The following is a 16,827-nucleotide window of genomic DNA, read 5'->3' as shown; positions in this document are numbered from 1 at the left end:
GCTGCCTGCAAGGACGCCTGGGTCGTGGCCAGCGCGGTCTCGGCCTGCTCCAGCATGATGCGCGGCGCGACGCCCCGGTCGGTCAGATTCTTGTACCGATCATATTCCCGCTGCGCCTGAGCGACCCGCGCCCGCGCCTCGATGACCGTGGCCTCTTCCTCTCGCGCCTGCAGTTCAACCAGAGGCGCGCCCGCCGACACATATTGCCCGTCAACGAACATGACGCGCGTGATCAACTGGGTCGTGGGCGAGGTGATATTGACCGACTTTGCGCCGCGCGCCACGCCCAGCACCCGGATCTGGTCCGAGAATTGGCGCGATCCGACCACAGCCTCAGACACCTGCTGTCCACGAGCGCCGCCGCGTCCAGCGCCAGGTCCGGCTTGCGGACCATCATGTGCAAAGACAATTTTCAGAACCGCCGCGACGACCATGAGCGCCAGCAACACGCCAGCAGCGATCAGGAAAAAATGCCGTTTGAACACGCGGTGTCTCTCACATGGTGAAGCCGCGCACGCTTAGCGACTCAAGGAACAGGCGCAACATTAAGTGTCTATAATGAAGCGCCGAACGTTCTGAGTCTAACGTTGATCCGAGAGAAATCCGTCGCAACTTTCGTCGCGTCAAAAACGTCGCCAGATCGCTAGGGTGAAACCTCGCGCAAGGGGCGTCTCGCGACCCGCCACGGTTTCGCGCCAGCCCGCCTGGATGCTCCATTCGCCCAGGTCGCGCACCAGCGATCCCTCGACCGAGGCCCAGCGCGCACCGCCGTCCGCCGCACCGCCGAAGGCCTGGCCCAACACCATCCAGTGACCGCCGAACCGTCCGCCCACAGTAAGGTCCGCGCGCGTTTCATCAGGCAGGTCGCTGCGCAATCGCCTGGCGGCCTGAACCTCAACAAAGGCGCTGTCCAGGCCCAGCCGGTCTGCTACTTTTATCGACCGACCGGCAGAGGCGCGCATTTCCCAATCATGACCGCCGACGCCCGGCGCGGCGTAACCGGCGTTACGCCCCTCTCCCGCCTCGGCGTATCCGGCGTAGAGGCTGACGGCATTGTGATCGTCGCGCCAGACCTTCCACGTCAGCCCCAGTTCGACCGGACCACGCCCTTCATAGTCGACAAAGGCGTCCTCGCCGCTCTGCCAGTCGGCCTTCAGCTGCAGCGTCAGGCGATCTGTCAGACCATATTCTGCAAACAGCCCCACCGCAGCGTCCCGGCGTCGCGCTGGCAGGGGCAGGGTGTCGCCGGATGGGTCGAACCCTTCGTCGGCGCGCATATCCTCGTATTTGACGATCACCTGCCCCTGCCCCTTGGGCTGGGTCCAGGCCCCGGCGACGACCGCCGTGGGGATCAGGACCAGGGCGAACGCCCCGGCCCCTGCCGTCGTCAGACGTCGTAGCCGGACGACTTGCGATCCAGTTGGCGCAACGCCCCGGGCCACGCCAGACCGGAGATGAAGCCGATCCCCCGCCCCTGCTCCTTGGTTTCGTTCTGCGCCTCGTCCGGCGCAATCAGGACATAGTCGCGCCCGCCTGACAGCGCCGCGACCTGCTGTGCGCAGGCCCTCTCCAGGAAGAAGATGCCGATCCATGCCTGAGCCGCCGTTTCCCCGACCGCCAAGGTGCCGTGATTACGCAGCAACATCAGCGGCTTGTCCCCCAGGTCGGCGACCAGACGTTCGCGTTCGTCATGGTTCAAGGCCAACCCCTCGTACCCATGATAAGCAACCTGATGCTGCAGTAAACACGCGTTCTGGCTGATCGGCAGCAAACCGTGCTGCTGGGCCGCCACACCGACGCCGTTCACGGTGTGCAGGTGGATGACGAACTTGGCGTCCTCACGCGCGGCATGAACCGCCGAGTGGATGGTGAAGCCGGCCGGATTGATGAAGTTGGTCGTGTCCTGAACGATGTTGCCTTCCAGATCGACCTTCACCAGCGACGAGGCCGTGATTTCATCGAAATAATAGCCGTAGGGATTGATCAGGAAATGATGCTCAGGCCCCGGAACACGCGCTGAGATGTGGGTGAAGATCATGTCGTCCCACCCGTTCAGCGCCACCAGGCGATAGAGGGCGGCCAACTCCACGCGCGTCTGCCATTCGGCCTCCGACACACGGGTTTTCAATGATGCAACGCTGCCGTCAGCCATGATTTCCTCTTGTCACTGATCGCGCCTCTGCCGGGCTTTTTCTCAGCGTCCACCGGCTTTGAGACGGCGTCAAGGCGCGCAAACCAAGGCTGACGTTACGTCATGCGGCTGTCTGCAGGTGTAGTTAACCCGCCCTTCATGCCCACAGCCGTAGCGTTACGGCCATCAACGCCCGTCGGGGGAAGCATCGTGCCTGCTGTCGTTCAAATGAGGACGCCCCAAAAGGCCGTTTCCGACAGGGACGGACGCGCACTCGTCGAACTGGCCCGTAGTCGCGACATTGACGACCGCCAGCGGCTGCTCCTGTCCATCGTCGCCCTGTGCGAAGCCTCTCCGCCCGAAAGCGGCGCCTCTCCGGTGCTGGGCGAAGTCTTCCTGACCCTGGCCAGGCAAGCCGAACGGGATGTGCGCAAAATCCTGTCTCAACGACTGTCACAGGTCGATTGGGCGCCGCCCGCCCTGATCAACATGCTGGCGCTGGACGAAATCGAGATCGCCGGGCCAATCATCGCCGCCAGCCCGCTGTTGCAGGACGGCGACCTGATCCGCGTTCTGGTCGAGGCCACGCTGGAACACCAGATCGCCGTCGCCCGCCGCCCCTATCTGTCCGGCGCTGTCGCGGACGCCATTATTGACCGTGGCGAGGCGGTCACCATGACGGCCTTGGCCTCGAACCGCACGGCCCTGATCAACGACACGTCAATGGGCCGTCTGGTGGACCAGTCACGCCGCATCGCAGGCCTGCGTGCGCCCCTGTCGCGTCATCCGCGCCTCAGTGAAGCCCAGGCCCAGCAACTCTATCAATGGGTTGGTCAGGCCCTGCGCCAATCCATAGGCGAGCGTTTCCGCATCGACGACGCGTTGCTGGGCGCGACCATTCAGCAGGCCGCCGACGACGCATCCCGCACAGGCGGCGCCGTGGGTTGGCGCGCCATGCCTGCGCCCAACCGCCGAACAGACCAGGATGACCGGCCGGAGATGGAACGCCGTCTGGTCGACAAACTGAAAACCTCGGGCCAACTCCGCCCCGGCTTGCTGGTCCGCGCTCTGCGTGAGGAACGCCTCAATCTGTTTGAGGAAGCCCTGGCCGCCCTGGGCGAATTTCCCATATCGAGCGTGCGCGCCGCCGTGCATGCGCCAACGGCGGAAGCCCTCTATCTGGCCTGCGTCGCGGTGGGCGTGGATCGGGCCGTCTTCGCCTCCCTGCTGACCGAAGTGCGTAAACTGACGGGCGGCCTGCCTACCGAAGCCCGGTGGAGCGCCAGCGCCATGCATCCGCAAACTGCCGCGCGCGCCTTCCGCCAAATGATGGAAACGCCTTCAAACGTTTGACTTGGGCCGCCGCCTCGGTTCACGTCCGCCAGTGACCAAGCTTGAATCGCCCCCTGCCCTGGCCTTCATCGCCAGCGACCGCCCGGAAGCCCAGGCGTCGCGGCGCACCCTGATTGCACGCTATGGCGCCGTGTCCGAGGCCGAGGCCGATGTGATCGTGGCCATCGGCGGCGACGGTCAGATGCTGGAGACGCTGCACGCCAATCTGAAGCGCCGCACGCCGGTCTATGGGATGAACCGCGGCTCGGTCGGCTTCCTGATGAACGATTATGAGGAAGACGACCTACTGGAACGGATCAGCGCCGCCGAGCGCACGGTCATTCATCCGCTGCAGATGGACGCCTGGACTGAAAGCGGCGAGGTGCAGACGGGACTGGCGATCAACGAAGTTTCGCTGCTGCGCCAGACGCGCCAGAGCGCCAAGCTGAAGATCTCCGTGGATGGCCGCGTGCGCCTGGAGGAGTTGTCGTGCGACGGCTGTCTGGTGGCGACACCTGCCGGGTCCACCGCCTATAACCTGTCGGCGCACGGCCCGATCATTCCGCTGGACGCCCGCGTTCTGGCGATGACGCCGATCAGCGCCTTCCGTCCTCGCCGCTGGCGCGGCGCCCTGCTCTCACACGGCGCCAGGGTGCGTTTCGACGTGCTGGAGCCCGGCAAACGGCCCGTCTCCGCCACCGCTGACAATTTCGAAGTCCGCCGCGTCGCCGCCGTGGAGGTGCGTGAACGCCGTGACGTCACCCTGACCATGCTGTTCGACGCGGGGCGTTCGTTCGAAGAGCGCGTCATGGCCGAGCAGTTCACCAACTGACCGGTCACGCCTTCTTAAGGGCGTGCGCTTAAGCTTTTAGGCGATAGTCTTTTGGAGACCGCCATGAGTAACCCGGCGCATATCAGCCGCCCGCCCAACACGCTTCGTATGAAGGTCGGCGGCGGGTTCAACATCAACGCAGACGCCATCGCCAAGGCGGAAGAGGCGCTGAAGGCCATGTCGGCCCAGTTCGGCCAGTGGCTGAACGACGAAATCACCAAGCTGGACAAGGCCCAGGCCGACATCCGCGAAAAGGGATACACCCCCGAAACGGCCGAGGCCCTGTATTTCCGCGCGCATGACCTGAAGGGTCTCGGCACGACCTACGAATACCCGCTGGTCACGCGGATCGCCGGTTCGCTGTGCCGAATGCTGGATGATCCGGCCCGGCGCATGACGGCGCCTGCGGTGATTCTGGACGCCCATGTGGACGCGCTGCGCGCCATCGTTCGCGACCAGATCAAGACTGACGAAAATCCCACCGGACGGGTTCTGGCCGAAACCCTGGAAGCCAAGGTGGCCGAGCACCGCGCAGGCTGAGAACAATCGCTGAAGACAGACGAAAGGCCCGCCGATCCGGCGGGCCTTTTTCGTTTCGATGACTGCTGTCAGGCAGCGTTGGCGGCGACAGCATGGGAAGCACGCGGCGGCGGCGCCTGATCCAGACGCTCCATCAGATAGGCCAGATCATCGCGCATCACGTTCGGACGCTGGGTCACGAACCGTTCCAACATCTTCTGACGGAAGGGCGCGCCAGAAGTGTCAGCCCCCTCAGCCGCCAGCGTCCGCCAGGTGTCGACACCGGCGCGGAAGGCCTGGAACAGGCGCGGCGGAAGCCCCGCACGGTCATAGATGGCCTTCAGACCCAAAGGCCCGGCGTCATGCACCATCAACCAGGCGCGCTGATGCGGCGTATGCGCCAGTTCAGCCAGTCCATGCTCGAACAAGGCCATCTGTCCGCGCGCCAGACCGCGCAGCAGCAGCGACGCCGTCAAAGCTTTTCGATTATTCAGTTGAGCGACAAAAGCGGGCAGATCAGCGCTGGCCGCCGCCTGATCCACCAGATCAATCGTCGCCCGCTCACGCGCAAACTGGGCCAGACGGATGGCGGTTTCAGGCGCAACCGCATGGCGCGTCACCAGATGCTCGCGCACGGTATCGCTGGCCAGTTCGATCAGCCGTTCTGTCACCGACAGCGGCAGAACCTGACGATAGGCAACCGCCGTCACCACCTCCGGCGAGGCTGAAAAACGATCAACGACCACACCCAGGGCTGCCTCGCTGATATCGGCATTGTCGTTTGCAGCCAGTGTCCGCACCGACTGCTCGCATCCTTCGTTGGCCAAGGCCGTCGCCACATCGCGCGACACCCGCTGGCGCCCCGCAACCGCCGTCTGGCGCACAGGCGAACCGGCGCGGACGATCTCGATCAGGTCGTCATCACTGAACGCCGGGCTGGCGGCGATGATCGGCAGGGCGATGCTGTCCAGATCGGCGGCCAGTCTGCGCGCCACATCATTGGGGATCAGGTCCGAGGCCTTCAGCGTGATCGCCATGGCCCGGCGCACCATTTCTGCGGCGTCCTGCGACATCAGGCGGATGATCTTCTGCGCCGCCTCTCGGCCCGTCTCGTCCAGTTCGGCGGCTTCCATGCTGCGGCACATCTTGTGCGCCGCTTCGGCCCGTTCGTCCTCGTCCGTCGCCTTGATCAGGCGGCGAATGTCCACTTCGGTCAATCGTGCGCGGTAGGCGGTCATGGACAGCTCGTGAAGGAATCGGACGTTGCCCTTACGATCACACTGCCATGCTTAACGTCCGGTTTACCATCGACCTGTCGAAACCGGTTTCAGGTCGATTCTTTTCCGCCCGGAGAAAAGGCGCCGCCAAAGCCGCTGCTGGACTGTCCGTCCTGGCCCAGCAGCAGGGCCAAAAGCCCCTGATCCTGCTTCAGACGGTCCAGCCGCGCGGCCAGCATCTGGTCGCGCTCGCTCAGACTGGGCGCCGCCAGCGTCCCCTCCCCCGCGCCGCTGGCTGGCGCGCCCTGCCCCGCCGTGCGTTGCAGATTGGCGTGAACCTCTGCCACCGTGGCCGCGCGCCCATCGCGATAGAAGATGCTGCGGTTCGCCCGCGCCGCATCGGGGAACAGGGCCGCCGCGCTGCCGTTCGGGTTGCGGTCCATCGCCTGCATCAGGTTCGCCGCGCCCGCCGGACCCAGGAAGTGGGCCGCGTACAGATCGCCTGCCCCCGGCTCCTTGCCCGTTCGCCCACGCAGATAGGCCGCGTTCGATGCAGTCAGTTCCGCAGCCATCGTCGAAGCCGCCTGCGGGTCGAACCGCAGATCCAGCACCACATTGCGCGCCGATCCATCTACCCGCCAGCGTCCATCCGATCCGCGCTGGATCAGGTCGGCGTACTGGCCGTATCCATGCTGGGGACCATGTTGTTTGACCGTGGACAGCCACGTCTGTTCGATAAACTGGAACAGGCCTGCCGCCGATGAGGTCCGCGCCTTGGCCGACGGGTTCATCGCGCTTTCGCGCCGCGCGGTCTTCATCAGGAAGTCGAAGTCCACGCCAACGGCATTGGAGGCGCGCCGGATGGCCGTCTCTACGCCGCTGGAAGATGGAATCGATCCGATGCCCATGCGCGGAGGGTCTGCGAGCATGGTTAACGAAACCCTAATCCTTAACGCCGCCGTTAAGGATCGACGTTGGTCGAACCTGAAACCTCCGCCGTAAAGCCGCCACAACCTTGACGCTCACTTCACGTTACGGGCGCTGCGGGGGCGGTGAACGAGGGAGTGCATATCATGATGATCCGCGCCGCCGGAGGTCCCGGCCTGATCAGCCCCATCGACTTCGGGGAACGCAGAAAACCCATCCCTCGCTGGATGTGGGGCGCTATTGGCGTATCGGTCGTCCTGCACGTGGCGGCAGGGGTCGTTCTGTATAATCAGCGTTTTGAATTGAGCGGGATGGTTGCACCGACCCCGCCGGACAGTCCGGTGGACGTCGTCATGTACCGCCCGCCTGAGACCAAACCCTTGCCGCCAACCGTGACGGCAGCCCCACCGACGCCGATCCACAAGCCGGTCCTGACCGTGCCGATCGACGTGCCGACGATCCCACTGACGCCGCCGGAAAACCCGACCAGCTTCGCGCCTCCCGGCCAGATCATCGTCAGCACGACGCCGACCGGCGTTGAAGGCGGCACGGCTCCGGTCGAGACCCCGCCGCGCGCCGCCTCGGTGATCAACAACCCCACCTGGGCCAGTCGCCCGTCTGCCGCACAGATGGCGCGCGCCTATCCGACACGCGCGGCCGAAAACGGCACGGCGGGCTCCGCCAGCCTGAGCTGCGTGGTCCGCGTCGATGGGGGCCTGACGGGCTGCCGTGTCGTGGGCGAAACGCCGAACGGCCAGGGCTTTGGCCGCGCGGCCCAGAGCCTGACGCGGGACTTCCGCATGAACCCGCGCACGGTTGACGGACACGCTGTTGACGGCGCGACGGTCAACTTCACCGTCCGCTTCGCGATGGCGGATTAAAACCGTCGAGGGTCGAGGGCGCGGGCTTCCTGCGACGGGGCCCGTCCCTCGACCGCATCGGCGACGATCATCGCCACCAACGGCCCCAGCAGCCAACCATTGCGGCGCGGGGCCAGGGCGAAGAACAGCCCTTCCGCATCCGGCGCAGGCCCGGCCATCGGCATTCCATCGGCTGACGCCCCACGAACACCAGCGCGCCATTCAATCTCCAGCAGTTCCGGCGTCTGGTTCAGAACCCGCCATGCCGCCTGCATCAGTCGCTCGCCTGTCGCGGCATCCGGTGCTGTATCCCGGCTGCCCGGCTCCATCGTGGCCCCAACCACCGATCCGTCCGCCATCGGCGCGACATAGGCCCCCGGCCCTCGCACGACATGGGGTGTCAGCGCCTGCGTTATCACCCCGATCTGGCCTCGGATCGGCTGGATCGCGGCGACCAGATCATGTGCTGCCGTTGGCAAGCCAGCGACAGCATCCGCCGCCCCTGTCGCCACAACTACAGCCGACGCCTCAATGGTTTCACCGCCAACGAAAACCCGCCACAGATTGCCTGAGTGGTCGACGCCGCTGACACGCCCCTGAACAACGGCATCGCCCAGCGACTTCTTCAGCGAGGGAACCGCCTGAGCCGGTTCAACCTGATAATCTTCATCGGTGACGACCCGGTCGCCTTCGCGACGGGCGGCGAAGCCCAGCGTGCTCAAGCGCGCCTCGATGCCGCCCACATCACCGCCACGCCATTCCGCCGGACGGCGCGCCAGATTGATCCCGGCCGCCTCGGCGAAATCCGGCCACAGGTCGCGCCCCGCCCGAAACAGTTGCGCCTGTTCCAGCGGCACATTGTCGATGGCCGCCTCCATCGCCGGGGCCACCATGCCCGCCGCGACTAGCGACGCATTCACCGCGCCCGGATCAATCACGCGCACGGCATGGCCCCGGCGTTGGAGCTCAAACGCCGTGCAGAGGCCCAGAACGCCCGCGCCGATAATCACGATGGGAGGAGATGTCGTCACGGGCCTCAGATCGACCCGTGACGCTCTTATTGCAACCCGGTTTGGACCGGAAACCCCAGCTTATTCTGCGGCGATGACCGTCTTGCCGCGCGTCTCCAGCCGCTCGACCAGGGCCGCGTGCTGCGCCCAGAGGGCCCGGGGCAACCGGTCGCCGAACTTCTCATAAAAGGCCGGGATAAGCGCCGCCTCTTCGCGCCACACCTCGGCGTCGACGTCCAGCAGGGTCGACAGGTGGGCTTGCGACAGGTCCAGCCCCGAAAGGTCCAGCGAACCTTGCGTCGGGACGCGCCCGACGGCCGTATCCTCCGCCTCCGCCTCACCGTCGATCCGTTGTGAAATCCACTTCAGCACGCGCGAATTGTCGCCAAAGCCCGGCCAGACGAACTTGCCGTCCTGATCCTTACGGAACCAGTTGACGAAGAAGATGCGCGGCAGTTTCGAGGCGTCGCGCCCCTGCCCCATCTTGAGCCAGTGCGCGAAATAGTCACCCATGTTGTAGCCGCAGAAGGGCAGCATGGCGAACGGGTCACGGCGCAGTTCGCCGACCTTGTTCTCTGCCGCCGCCGTACCTTCCGACGCTACGGTCGAACCCATGAAGACGCCGTGTTCCCAATCGAACGCCTCGGTGACCAGCGGCACCGCACTGGCCCGGCGCCCACCAAACAGGATGGCGTCGATCGGCACGCCCCTGGGGTCTTCCCATTCCGCCGCGATGGCCGGGCATTGACCAGCGGGGGCGGCGAAACGGGCGTTCGGATGCGCCGCCGGTTCGCCGGACGTATGATCGTGCGGCTGTCCCTTCCAGTTGGTCAGGCCGTCCGGCGCCTGTTTGGTCAGGCCTTCCCACCACACATCGCCGTCATGCGTCAGGGCGGTGTTGGTGAAGATGGTGTTGGTTGCCAGCGTCTCCAGCGCATTGTGGTTGGTGTCGCGGCTGGTGCCGGGCGCCACGCCGAAGAAGCCCGCCTCCGGGTTCACCGCATACAGCCGCCCGTCATCGCCGAACCGCATCCAGGCGATGTCGTCGCCCACGGTTTCCGCCTTCCAACCTGCCAGCGTCGGCTGCAGCATGGCCAGATTCGTCTTGCCGCAGGCCGAGGGGAAGGCGGCGGCGACATATTTGACCGAACCCTGCGGGCTGGTCAGCTTCAGGATCAGCATATGTTCGGCCAACCAGCCCTCGTCGCGGGCCATGATCGAAGCGATCCGCAGAGCGTAGCATTTCTTGCCCAGCAGGGCGTTGCCGCCATAGCCCGAGCCATAGGACCAGATCTCCCGCGTCTCCGGGAAATGGACGATCCACTTGTCGTCGTTGCAGGGCCACGGCACATCGGCCTGTGCCTGCGCCAGCGGCGCGCCCAGCGTATGAACGGCAGGCACGAACACGCCCCTGTCGCCCAGTTGGTCCAGCGCAGGCTTGCCCATGCGGGTCATGACGCCCATCGAAATGGCGACATAGCCGCTGTCGGTGATCTCGACGCCCAGAGCACTGATGGCCGAGCCCAACGGCCCCATGCAGAAGGGCACGACATACATGGTCCGCCCGATCATGCAGCCGTCGAACAGCCCGTCCAGACGATCACGCATCTCGATCGGATCGGCCCAGTTATTGGTCGGGCCAGCGTCAACTTCATCGTCCGAACAGATGAAGGTGCGGCTCTCGACGCGCGCCACGTCGCGCGGATCAGAGGCAGCGTAATAACAGCCGGGCCGCTTGGTCTGATCCAGTTCTTTCAGCGTGCCCTTGGCCAGCAGGTCCGCAATGATCGCCTGCTTCTCGCCTTCGGACCCATCGCACCAGTGAACCCGGTCAGGCTTAGTCAGAGCGGCGATCTGCTCAACCCAGGCGATCAGCCCGGCATGGTTGGTGGGCGCTGGACGGAGTCCGGGCGTTACGGGAATCGACAAAAGGGCTTCTCCTGAGCGTCCAAGCCCGACGATCTGACGCCGCCGTGGCCATCAGCACGCGACGTTCACGCACTGTTACAGGCGAATTGCTCCGCTCTTTCCGCCACGTCAAACTGCGCAAGAAACTGTCGATGTCTACCGGTGTCCACGACAAAAGATCACGGATGCGATCGGGCAAGTTCGGCGCTAGAAAGACGACCGTGCAAACTCTCGACACCCTCACCACCCTGCCCGATGGCGCACTGACCTCGCCCGCCGCGCGACGCAACAGCGATGCGATTCTGAAGGTGCTGCGCGCCCATCTTCCGGCCCACGGATCGGTGCTGGAGATCGCGTCTGGATCAGGCGAGCACGCCGTGACCTTCGCCTCTGCCCTGCCCGGCGTGACCTGGACACCCAGCGACCCCAGCGCCGAGGCCCGCGCCAGTATCTCCGCCTGGGCGCAACAGGTCGGCGCCGCCAATGTGCAACCGGCCCTGCCGCTGGACGCCGCCGACGCCTCGACCTGGCCAACAGGCACGTTCGACACGATGTTCTGTGCGAACATGACGCACATCAGCCCCTGGCCGGCGACCGAGGGGCTGATGAATCTGGCCGGTCGCGTCCTGCGACGCCCCGGCGGCCTGCTGGTCTTGTACGGCCCCTATCGCGAGGCCGAGGTTCCGCTGGCCCCGTCAAACGCCGCGTTTGACGACAGTCTGAAGTCGCGCAACCCCGCCTGGGGACTGCGCGACCGCTCCGAGGTCGAGGCGTTGGCCAAGTCGCATGGCCTCGCCTCAACCCTCAGGGTCGAAATGCCGGCCAACAACCTGATGCTGCTGTTCCGGCGTTTCTGATCAGACGATTGCGGAGACGATCTTCGACAGTTGAGCGCCCTCGTTCAACAGGGTCACGCCGCCGTCCTTGAACACGGCGCCCGGCGCTTCGGCCGCAACGCCAAAGCTCTCGGCGGCAACGGAAACGGCATCCGCCAGGGCGATGACCGTCAGGCCATTGGCGCGCGCCAGATCGACCAGCGAACGCACGGCGGCCAGACCGGCCTCGTCCGCCAAACCACCTGGTACGACCAGACCCTTCAGTCGTCCTTCGACGATGTCAGTCGCCGTCGCAGTCGCCAACACGGTCACGCCGCCCGCGATCAGGCTGCCTTCACCGGTCGAAATCGGGGCCAGGCCGACACCCTCAGCCCGCAGCGCGCCTTCCACATCCCCCAGTTCGCCAAAGTCCATGTTACGCCGCATCACCAGACCCATGCGCAAACGGGTCGGAACGGGGCGGTGATAACCAGTGCGCGAGCGGGGAGCGGAAGATTTGCTTTGAGCGTACAAGGCGTCTCCTTTGTGGGTTTCAATAAAACGACAGGTCATGCGACCCATGCCGCCGAACCACCGTCACAACTGATCAGAAAAATGAAAATCGACGGGATCAATGATCGCCGCCCCGCACTTTTGATCATTTGTGGAATGACGCGAAATATAGTGGCAAACGGCTGAATATCAACCTTAAGCCGACTTCGTTCGCCGTCGTTGATTTCACCGTCACGCACCGGCTTGCTGATAGGCCCGCACCGCCCTAGACAGCGCCATCGATTTGGACGGAACACGATGGCCTTCACCCGCACCTATGACGGCGACGAACCGGTTCGCGTCAACAAATGGCTGGGTCAGACCGGCGTCTGTTCACGCCGCGAGGCCGAAAGCCTGATCGCCGAGGGCTTCGTCTCCATCGACGGCGAGATCATCAGCGACGCTGGGCGCAAGATCGAACCCGGCCAGACCCTGACGCTGAACGACACAGCCCAGCATGCCCTGGCGTCGGGCATGACCATCCTGCTGCACAAGCCGGTCGGCTATGTCTCCGGCCAGCCCGACCCCGGCAAGATCCCCGCCGTACGCCTGCTGAAAACGCCCAACCGCGTCGGCGAAGGCGAGACGCCCGCACGTGACGCCTCGCTTCCCCCCATCGGACGACTGGACGAAGATTCGCGCGGCCTTCTGCTGCTTTCATCTGACGGCGTCGTCGCCAAGGCCGTGATCGGCCCCGCCTCTGAACTGGACAAGGAATACCTCGTCGTCGTCGACGGCCATGTCACCGAAGGCAAGCTCAGCAAGCTGCGCCACGGGCTGGAGTTGAACGGCAAGGCGCTCAAGCCTGCTCGCGTCACCCAGATCGAACCACAGCGCCTGCGCTTCATCCTGACAGAGGGCAAATACCGCCAGATCCGCCGCATGTGCGAACTGGTCGGACTGGAGGTCGTCGACCTCTACCGCGTCCGCGTCGGCCCCCTCCTGCTCGGCGACCTGCCCGAAGGCCGCTGGCGCCACCTGACACCAGCCGAACGCGACGCCCTGATCACTCAGGCCAAAGGCGAACTCTAGGCGAGCGCGGCAAACCACTGCTGCAGCAGAACCGCCTCAGCCCGCCGCGCCTCGGTGCGCTCTGCCGCCTCAGCATCCACGCCCCACTGTTCCTCCTGGAACAGTTCATCGATGCGCGACAGGTCAAAGGCCTCTTCGCCGGGCAGCACCCCCTGCTCCAGCGCCAGCGCCAAAACCGCTGACCCCAGAAGCGGCACAGCCGTCGCCAGTCCTGTCAGACGCATATCGTCCAACGTCAGGGCATGGGCCTTCACCCGCGCAATCGACGCCTCTGACTGGGGCTGGTGGATGATGCCAACGGCAGGCTCCAGCGCCACGCCCATCTCGCGCGCAGCCCACTCACGCCAAGGCGTCCAGGCCGCTTCCTGACGTTTCACCAGCGGCGTCGGATGCTCGGCCAGATAACAGACTACGTCCGTCCCGGCATAGGCAGCAATCTCGTCCGCCACCGGCTCGCGCGCCTGACCGATCCGGTCGATGGCGGTCGACGCCAGACGCGTCGCAGGCATGGTGTTGGGGTCCAGAAACTCACCCTGCGCCGCCCACTCATCCGCCACCAACCGCGCCGCCGCCTCTGTCGGCAGAACCAGTTGCGCCTTGGCCGGCGTCTTGGGCGTGCGGCCATCCAGCAGAACCGCCCAGCCCCCATCCGTGTGCGACGCGACCGTCACCTCTTTCCAGAAGCGCGACACCCGGTCAGGCGACAGTTCGACGAAACGCGGACGATGCGGTGTGTTGGGTTCAGTCATGGAAGGTCCGTAAAACTCATTCAGGCACAACATCGAAGGCCAGCGTCAGGCGCGACACCTCGCCACCGAACGGCTGGGTGCCATGCCACATATAGGAGGGGAACAGCACGAGCGTCCCCGGTTGAGGCCGTACATAATGTTCGGCCGCCATGTCCGGCAGTATGGGCGGCGCGCCAAACCGCAGCCAACCCTCACGCCCATCCCCATCGACCGCAGGCGGCAGTTCGATATGGCAGGCCGACGACAGCCAGCCTTCCGAATGGATGTGATCGGTATGAAATCCGTTGGGGCGCAACCGTACGGACCAACTCCCCTTCACGCGATAGTCACCCGTGTTGCGCGCTCGCAGAGGATCACTGCCCTGCCCCACAGCCGCCATATAGTCGCGGATCGGCTTATCGATGACCTTAAAGAAAGCCCGGATCGCGGGGTCGTCGCTCTGCGAAAGAGGCGCATTGGTTTGCGATCCGCCCCGCAAGGACTGACCGACAGGATGGGTCTTCAGGCTGTGCAGATCGTGCAGCGCCTTGGCCAGATCGACCAGATAGACCTCCAGCGTCGCCCACCCTTCCGGAGCCTCCAGTCGATAGGGCCGCACAAAGGCGTCATAGTCGTAGAGTTCACGATAGCGGGGATCGTCGACCATCCGCCACGCCGTCGCCTGACAGGCCAAGACGTGCTGGTTCCGCGGCTCCATCTCACGCAGCACGTCGATCAGTTTCAACGCAGCTTGCGACTGGCCCAGCGCCAGATGGCAAGCGACCTGCGCCACCATGATAGCCGGTTGAGGCCCTGACGCCAGCGTCGCCGCGCGCTCAGCATGACCCAGCGCCCTATGTGGATCACGTGCTTGGATCAGATAAGCCGCCGCCAGTTCGCCAGCACCATCCAGAGGCCCTGCTGTCAACGCCTGATACGCGGCCTCGACCTGCCCCGCATATTCCAGTAGCCGCGCCTTGATCTGACGCAGTGCAGGCTCGCCTGGCGACGCCGCGATCACCGGATCGAGCACCGCTGTCGCCGCCGCCACATCAGCGTCCCGCATCCAGATCAGTTGGCTAAGATCACGCAACACATCGACATAGGCTGGCCGTCGCGCCAATGCCTGACGATAGGCCTGTTCCGCCTCGTCAAATCGGTTCTGCGCCTGCAACGCCCGCGCCAGAACCAACCAAGTCTCCGGCGCATCGCCACCCAGCGCCATTGCTTGGCGGCACCAGACTTCAGCTTCCCCCGCTTGCCCCAAATCACCCAGGGTCGAAGCCAGATTGTGCCGCGTCGGAATGCTCTGCGGCCGCAAGACGGTCAGGCGCCGATACTGCTCGGCGCCGTCGCTCAGCCGCCCTGCTTTTTTCAGCAGATCCGCATGGGCCGAAACTGCCTGCCAGGGCGCATCGCCCCGGACCGTAATCCCAGCCAGGATCGCCATCGCCTCATCCACCCGGCCAATCTCGGCCAAGGCTGCGGCCTGACTGACCTGCGCCCGATCGCGCTCGATCTGGGCCGGGTTCGTCACCGGATCCTCTTCACACCCAGGAAGGGGTCGTTCTCGGCTTCATCTTCGGAGAAGCCGAAGTGGGCGAAACCGGCCTTCATTTCGGGGCTCAGCGGGGCCGTCACGTTCAGCACGCCGCCGCGCGGGTGATCCAGTTCGATGCTGCGGGCGTGCAGTTGCAGCTTCAGAGAACCGGACAGTTCCTTGGATTTGTCGTCACCGTATTTCGGGTCACCCAAGATCGGGTGGCCGATGCCCGCCATATGGGCGCGCAGTTGGTGGGTCCGTCCGGTGAAGGGGCGCAAGGCCATCCAGGCGGCGCGGTGCGAGGCGCGACTGATGGTGCTGAACGCCGTCTCGGCCGGTTCGGCGCGCGGGTCCTTGCGCTCGGCGGGACGCATCATCTCGAAGTCATTGATGCCGGTCTTCTTCAGCGGCATGTCGATCTGGCCCGAATAGGGTTTCGGGTTGCCGATGACGATGGCCCAATAGGTCTTCTTGGCCTGACGTCGTGCAAAGGCGCCCGCCAGACGCTTGGCCGCCTCCGGCCCCTTGCCCAGCAGCAGGACGCCGGATGTGTCGCGGTCCAGACGGTGAACCAGACGCGGACGATCCATCCCCTCGCCCCAAGCTGACAGAAGACGGTCAACATGGCGGCTGGTCTTGGTGCCGCCCTGCACGGCCAGACCGTGCGGTTTGTTGATGGCGATGACCATGTCGTCTTCGTACAGGACCAGCGACTTGGCGAAGGCGATGTCCTTTTCCGACAGCGTATGCACGTCGCCGGCCTGACGCGATGTATCGTCCGGGATCGGCGGCACGCGCACGGCGGCCCCGGCGGTCAGGCGACCTTCGGGCTTGATGCGAGCGCCGTCCACGCGGATCTGGCCGCTGCGGGCCATCTTCTGCACCTGAATGTTCGACAGGTGCGGCCAGCGCCGACGGAACCAGCGGTCCAGACGGATGCCGTCTTCGTCCTCGGCGACATAGATGGTCAGAACTTCCCGCTTGGGGGCTTCTGCGGGCGGTTGGTCAGTCAAAGGGGGGCTCCAAAGGCGCGGCGGGCGATCATCAGGCCGACAAACAGGGCGACGATGGCCAGTACGACTGAGCCGACGACATAACAGGCCGCTAGGCCCAACTGACGGCGCTCGATCATCTGCGCCGCCTCAAGTGAATAGGAAGAAAAGGTCGTGAACCCGCCCAGCACACCGACAGCGGCGAACAGACGGATCATCTCCTGATGCGCGCCGCCCCGGAAAGCCAGCCATCCGACCAGCAGCCCCATCAAAAGACCGCCGATGATGTTGGCCCCGAACGTCCCCAGCGGCCAGACGGCGTTGGGCGCCAGCCGCCCGGCGACGACGCCCAGTCCATAGCGCGCCATGGAGCCGATGGCCCCACCCGCCGCAACGAGAAGAAAACGCGTCATGATGCGGCGCTATATA

17 protein-coding genes and 1 pseudogene are annotated in these 16,827 nt (G+C 65.2%); 6 read left to right on the top strand and 12 right to left on the bottom strand.

The features are described 5' to 3' along the window. The 3 genes and pseudogenes from QZ281_RS03850 to QZ281_RS03840 form a co-directional block, all read right to left on the bottom strand. Positions 1–485, bottom strand: a pseudogene (locus tag QZ281_RS03850) (efflux transporter periplasmic adaptor subunit); the annotation flags it as partial. Positions 486–623: 138 nt separating this feature from the next. Continuing rightward, positions 624–1,442: a hypothetical protein gene (locus QZ281_RS03845; protein ID WP_363297335.1), complete on the bottom strand. Its 819-nt coding sequence runs from the start codon at positions 1,440–1,442 to the stop codon at positions 624–626. Continuing rightward, entirely contained in the window at positions 1,388–2,152 is a 765-nt protein-coding gene (locus QZ281_RS03840) for a class II aldolase/adducin family protein (RefSeq protein WP_292224912.1), read from the bottom strand. Before QZ281_RS03840 ends, QZ281_RS03845 begins: the two co-directional genes overlap by 55 nt. A gap of 207 nt (positions 2,153–2,359) precedes the next feature. Here QZ281_RS03840 and QZ281_RS03835 point away from each other — a divergent pair, with 207 nt between their 5' ends. From QZ281_RS03835 to QZ281_RS03825, 3 genes are all read left to right on the top strand, one after another. Beyond that, a complete protein-coding gene (locus QZ281_RS03835; RefSeq protein WP_292224910.1) occupies positions 2,360–3,484 on the top strand; it encodes a DUF2336 domain-containing protein in 1,125 nt (374 codons plus the stop codon). Positions 3,485–3,515: 31 nt separating this feature from the next. Continuing rightward, positions 3,516–4,295 (top strand): NAD kinase, encoded by a 780-nt coding sequence (locus tag QZ281_RS03830; protein WP_292224908.1) that lies wholly within the window; start codon positions 3,516–3,518, stop codon positions 4,293–4,295. A gap of 63 nt (positions 4,296–4,358) precedes the next feature. Next, entirely contained in the window at positions 4,359–4,835 is a 477-nt protein-coding gene (locus QZ281_RS03825) for an Hpt domain-containing protein (protein WP_292224906.1), read from the top strand. 68 nt (positions 4,836–4,903) lie between these two features. Here the strand turns inward: QZ281_RS03825 and QZ281_RS03820 are convergent, their stop codons facing one another. Both QZ281_RS03820 and QZ281_RS03815 read right to left on the bottom strand, forming a co-directional pair. Continuing rightward, positions 4,904–6,052, bottom strand: a complete 1,149-nt coding sequence (locus tag QZ281_RS03820; RefSeq protein WP_292224905.1) for a DUF2336 domain-containing protein — start codon at positions 6,050–6,052, stop codon at positions 4,904–4,906. An 89-nt stretch (positions 6,053–6,141) separates the two neighbouring features. After that, positions 6,142–6,960 (bottom strand): transglycosylase SLT domain-containing protein, encoded by an 819-nt coding sequence (locus tag QZ281_RS03815; RefSeq protein WP_292224904.1) that lies wholly within the window; start codon positions 6,958–6,960, stop codon positions 6,142–6,144. A 144-nt stretch (positions 6,961–7,104) separates the two neighbouring features. On the opposite strand from QZ281_RS03815, the gene QZ281_RS03810 reads away from it, so the two are divergent. After that, positions 7,105–7,839, top strand: a complete 735-nt coding sequence (locus QZ281_RS03810; RefSeq protein ID WP_292224902.1) for a TonB family protein — start codon at positions 7,105–7,107, stop codon at positions 7,837–7,839. On the opposite strand, the gene QZ281_RS03805 is transcribed toward QZ281_RS03810, so the two are convergent. Both QZ281_RS03805 and QZ281_RS03800 read right to left on the bottom strand, forming a co-directional pair. Beyond that, a complete protein-coding gene (locus QZ281_RS03805; protein WP_292224900.1) occupies positions 7,836–8,849 on the bottom strand; it encodes an FAD-binding oxidoreductase in 1,014 nt (337 codons plus the stop codon). The two genes, QZ281_RS03810 and QZ281_RS03805, sit on opposite strands and share 4 nt — an antisense overlap. Before the next feature lie 60 nt (positions 8,850–8,909). Then, a complete protein-coding gene (locus QZ281_RS03800) occupies positions 8,910–10,757 on the bottom strand; it encodes a phosphoenolpyruvate carboxykinase (GTP) (protein WP_292224898.1) in 1,848 nt (615 codons plus the stop codon). A 200-nt stretch (positions 10,758–10,957) separates the two neighbouring features. Here QZ281_RS03800 and QZ281_RS03795 point away from each other — a divergent pair, with 200 nt between their 5' ends. After that, the gene (locus QZ281_RS03795; RefSeq protein ID WP_292224896.1) at positions 10,958–11,593 is read left to right on the top strand and encodes a DUF938 domain-containing protein; all 636 of its coding nucleotides are present in this window, start codon (positions 10,958–10,960) and stop codon (positions 11,591–11,593) included. Here QZ281_RS03795 and QZ281_RS03790 read toward each other — a convergent pair whose 3' ends face one another. Next, positions 11,594–12,085 (bottom strand): hypothetical protein, encoded by a 492-nt coding sequence (locus QZ281_RS03790; protein WP_292224894.1) that lies wholly within the window; start codon positions 12,083–12,085, stop codon positions 11,594–11,596. It lies immediately after the preceding gene. Positions 12,086–12,361: 276 nt separating this feature from the next. Between QZ281_RS03790 and QZ281_RS03785 the strand changes: the two genes are divergently transcribed. Next, entirely contained in the window at positions 12,362–13,135 is a 774-nt protein-coding gene (locus tag QZ281_RS03785; RefSeq protein ID WP_292224892.1) for a pseudouridine synthase, read from the top strand. Here QZ281_RS03785 and QZ281_RS03780 read toward each other — a convergent pair. The 4 genes from QZ281_RS03780 to crcB are packed head-to-tail and all read right to left on the bottom strand — an operon-like array spanning position 13,132 to position 16,811. Beyond that, on the bottom strand, positions 13,132–13,884 hold the full coding sequence (locus QZ281_RS03780) for an ATP12 family protein (protein ID WP_292224890.1): 753 nt from the start codon (positions 13,882–13,884) through the stop codon (positions 13,132–13,134). The two genes, QZ281_RS03785 and QZ281_RS03780, sit on opposite strands and share 4 nt — an antisense overlap. 16 nt (positions 13,885–13,900) lie before the next feature. After that, positions 13,901–15,400, bottom strand: a complete 1,500-nt coding sequence (locus tag QZ281_RS03775; RefSeq protein WP_292224888.1) for a putative 2OG-Fe(II) oxygenase — start codon at positions 15,398–15,400, stop codon at positions 13,901–13,903. Then, positions 15,397–16,419, bottom strand: a complete 1,023-nt coding sequence (locus tag QZ281_RS03770) for an RluA family pseudouridine synthase (protein ID WP_292224886.1) — start codon at positions 16,417–16,419, stop codon at positions 15,397–15,399. The genes QZ281_RS03775 and QZ281_RS03770 overlap by 4 nt, the downstream gene beginning before the upstream one ends. Then, on the bottom strand, positions 16,416–16,811 hold the full coding sequence (gene crcB / locus QZ281_RS03765) for a fluoride efflux transporter CrcB (RefSeq protein WP_292224883.1): 396 nt from the start codon (positions 16,809–16,811) through the stop codon (positions 16,416–16,418). The genes QZ281_RS03770 and crcB overlap by 4 nt, the downstream gene beginning before the upstream one ends. Positions 16,812–16,827 lie beyond the last annotated feature (16 nt).

This window comes from Brevundimonas sp., assembly GCF_018608325.1.
Classification (GTDB): domain Bacteria; phylum Pseudomonadota; class Alphaproteobacteria; order Caulobacterales; family Caulobacteraceae; genus Brevundimonas.
Note: the sequence above shows the minus strand (reverse complement) of the source record. Positions and strands in the feature narration are given on the sequence as shown.

Coding starts and splice junctions, on each gene's coding strand:
- QZ281_RS03840 (WP_292224912.1), bottom strand. CDS start 2,152: ATGGCTGACGGCAGCGTTGCATCATTGAAAACCCGTGTGTCGGAGGCC.
- QZ281_RS03835 (WP_292224910.1), top strand. CDS start 2,360: ATGAGGACGCCCCAAAAGGCCGTTTCCGACAGGGACGGACGCGCACTC.
- QZ281_RS03825 (WP_292224906.1), top strand. CDS start 4,359: ATGAGTAACCCGGCGCATATCAGCCGCCCGCCCAACACGCTTCGTATG.
- QZ281_RS03820 (WP_292224905.1), bottom strand. CDS start 6,052: ATGACCGCCTACCGCGCACGATTGACCGAAGTGGACATTCGCCGCCTG.
- QZ281_RS03815 (WP_292224904.1), bottom strand. CDS start 6,960: ATGCTCGCAGACCCTCCGCGCATGGGCATCGGATCGATTCCATCTTCC.
- QZ281_RS03810 (WP_292224902.1), top strand. CDS start 7,105: ATGATGATCCGCGCCGCCGGAGGTCCCGGCCTGATCAGCCCCATCGAC.
- QZ281_RS03785 (WP_292224892.1), top strand. CDS start 12,362: ATGGCCTTCACCCGCACCTATGACGGCGACGAACCGGTTCGCGTCAAC.
- QZ281_RS03780 (WP_292224890.1), bottom strand. CDS start 13,884: ATGACTGAACCCAACACACCGCATCGTCCGCGTTTCGTCGAACTGTCG.
- crcB (WP_292224883.1), bottom strand. CDS start 16,811: ATGACGCGTTTTCTTCTCGTTGCGGCGGGTGGGGCCATCGGCTCCATG.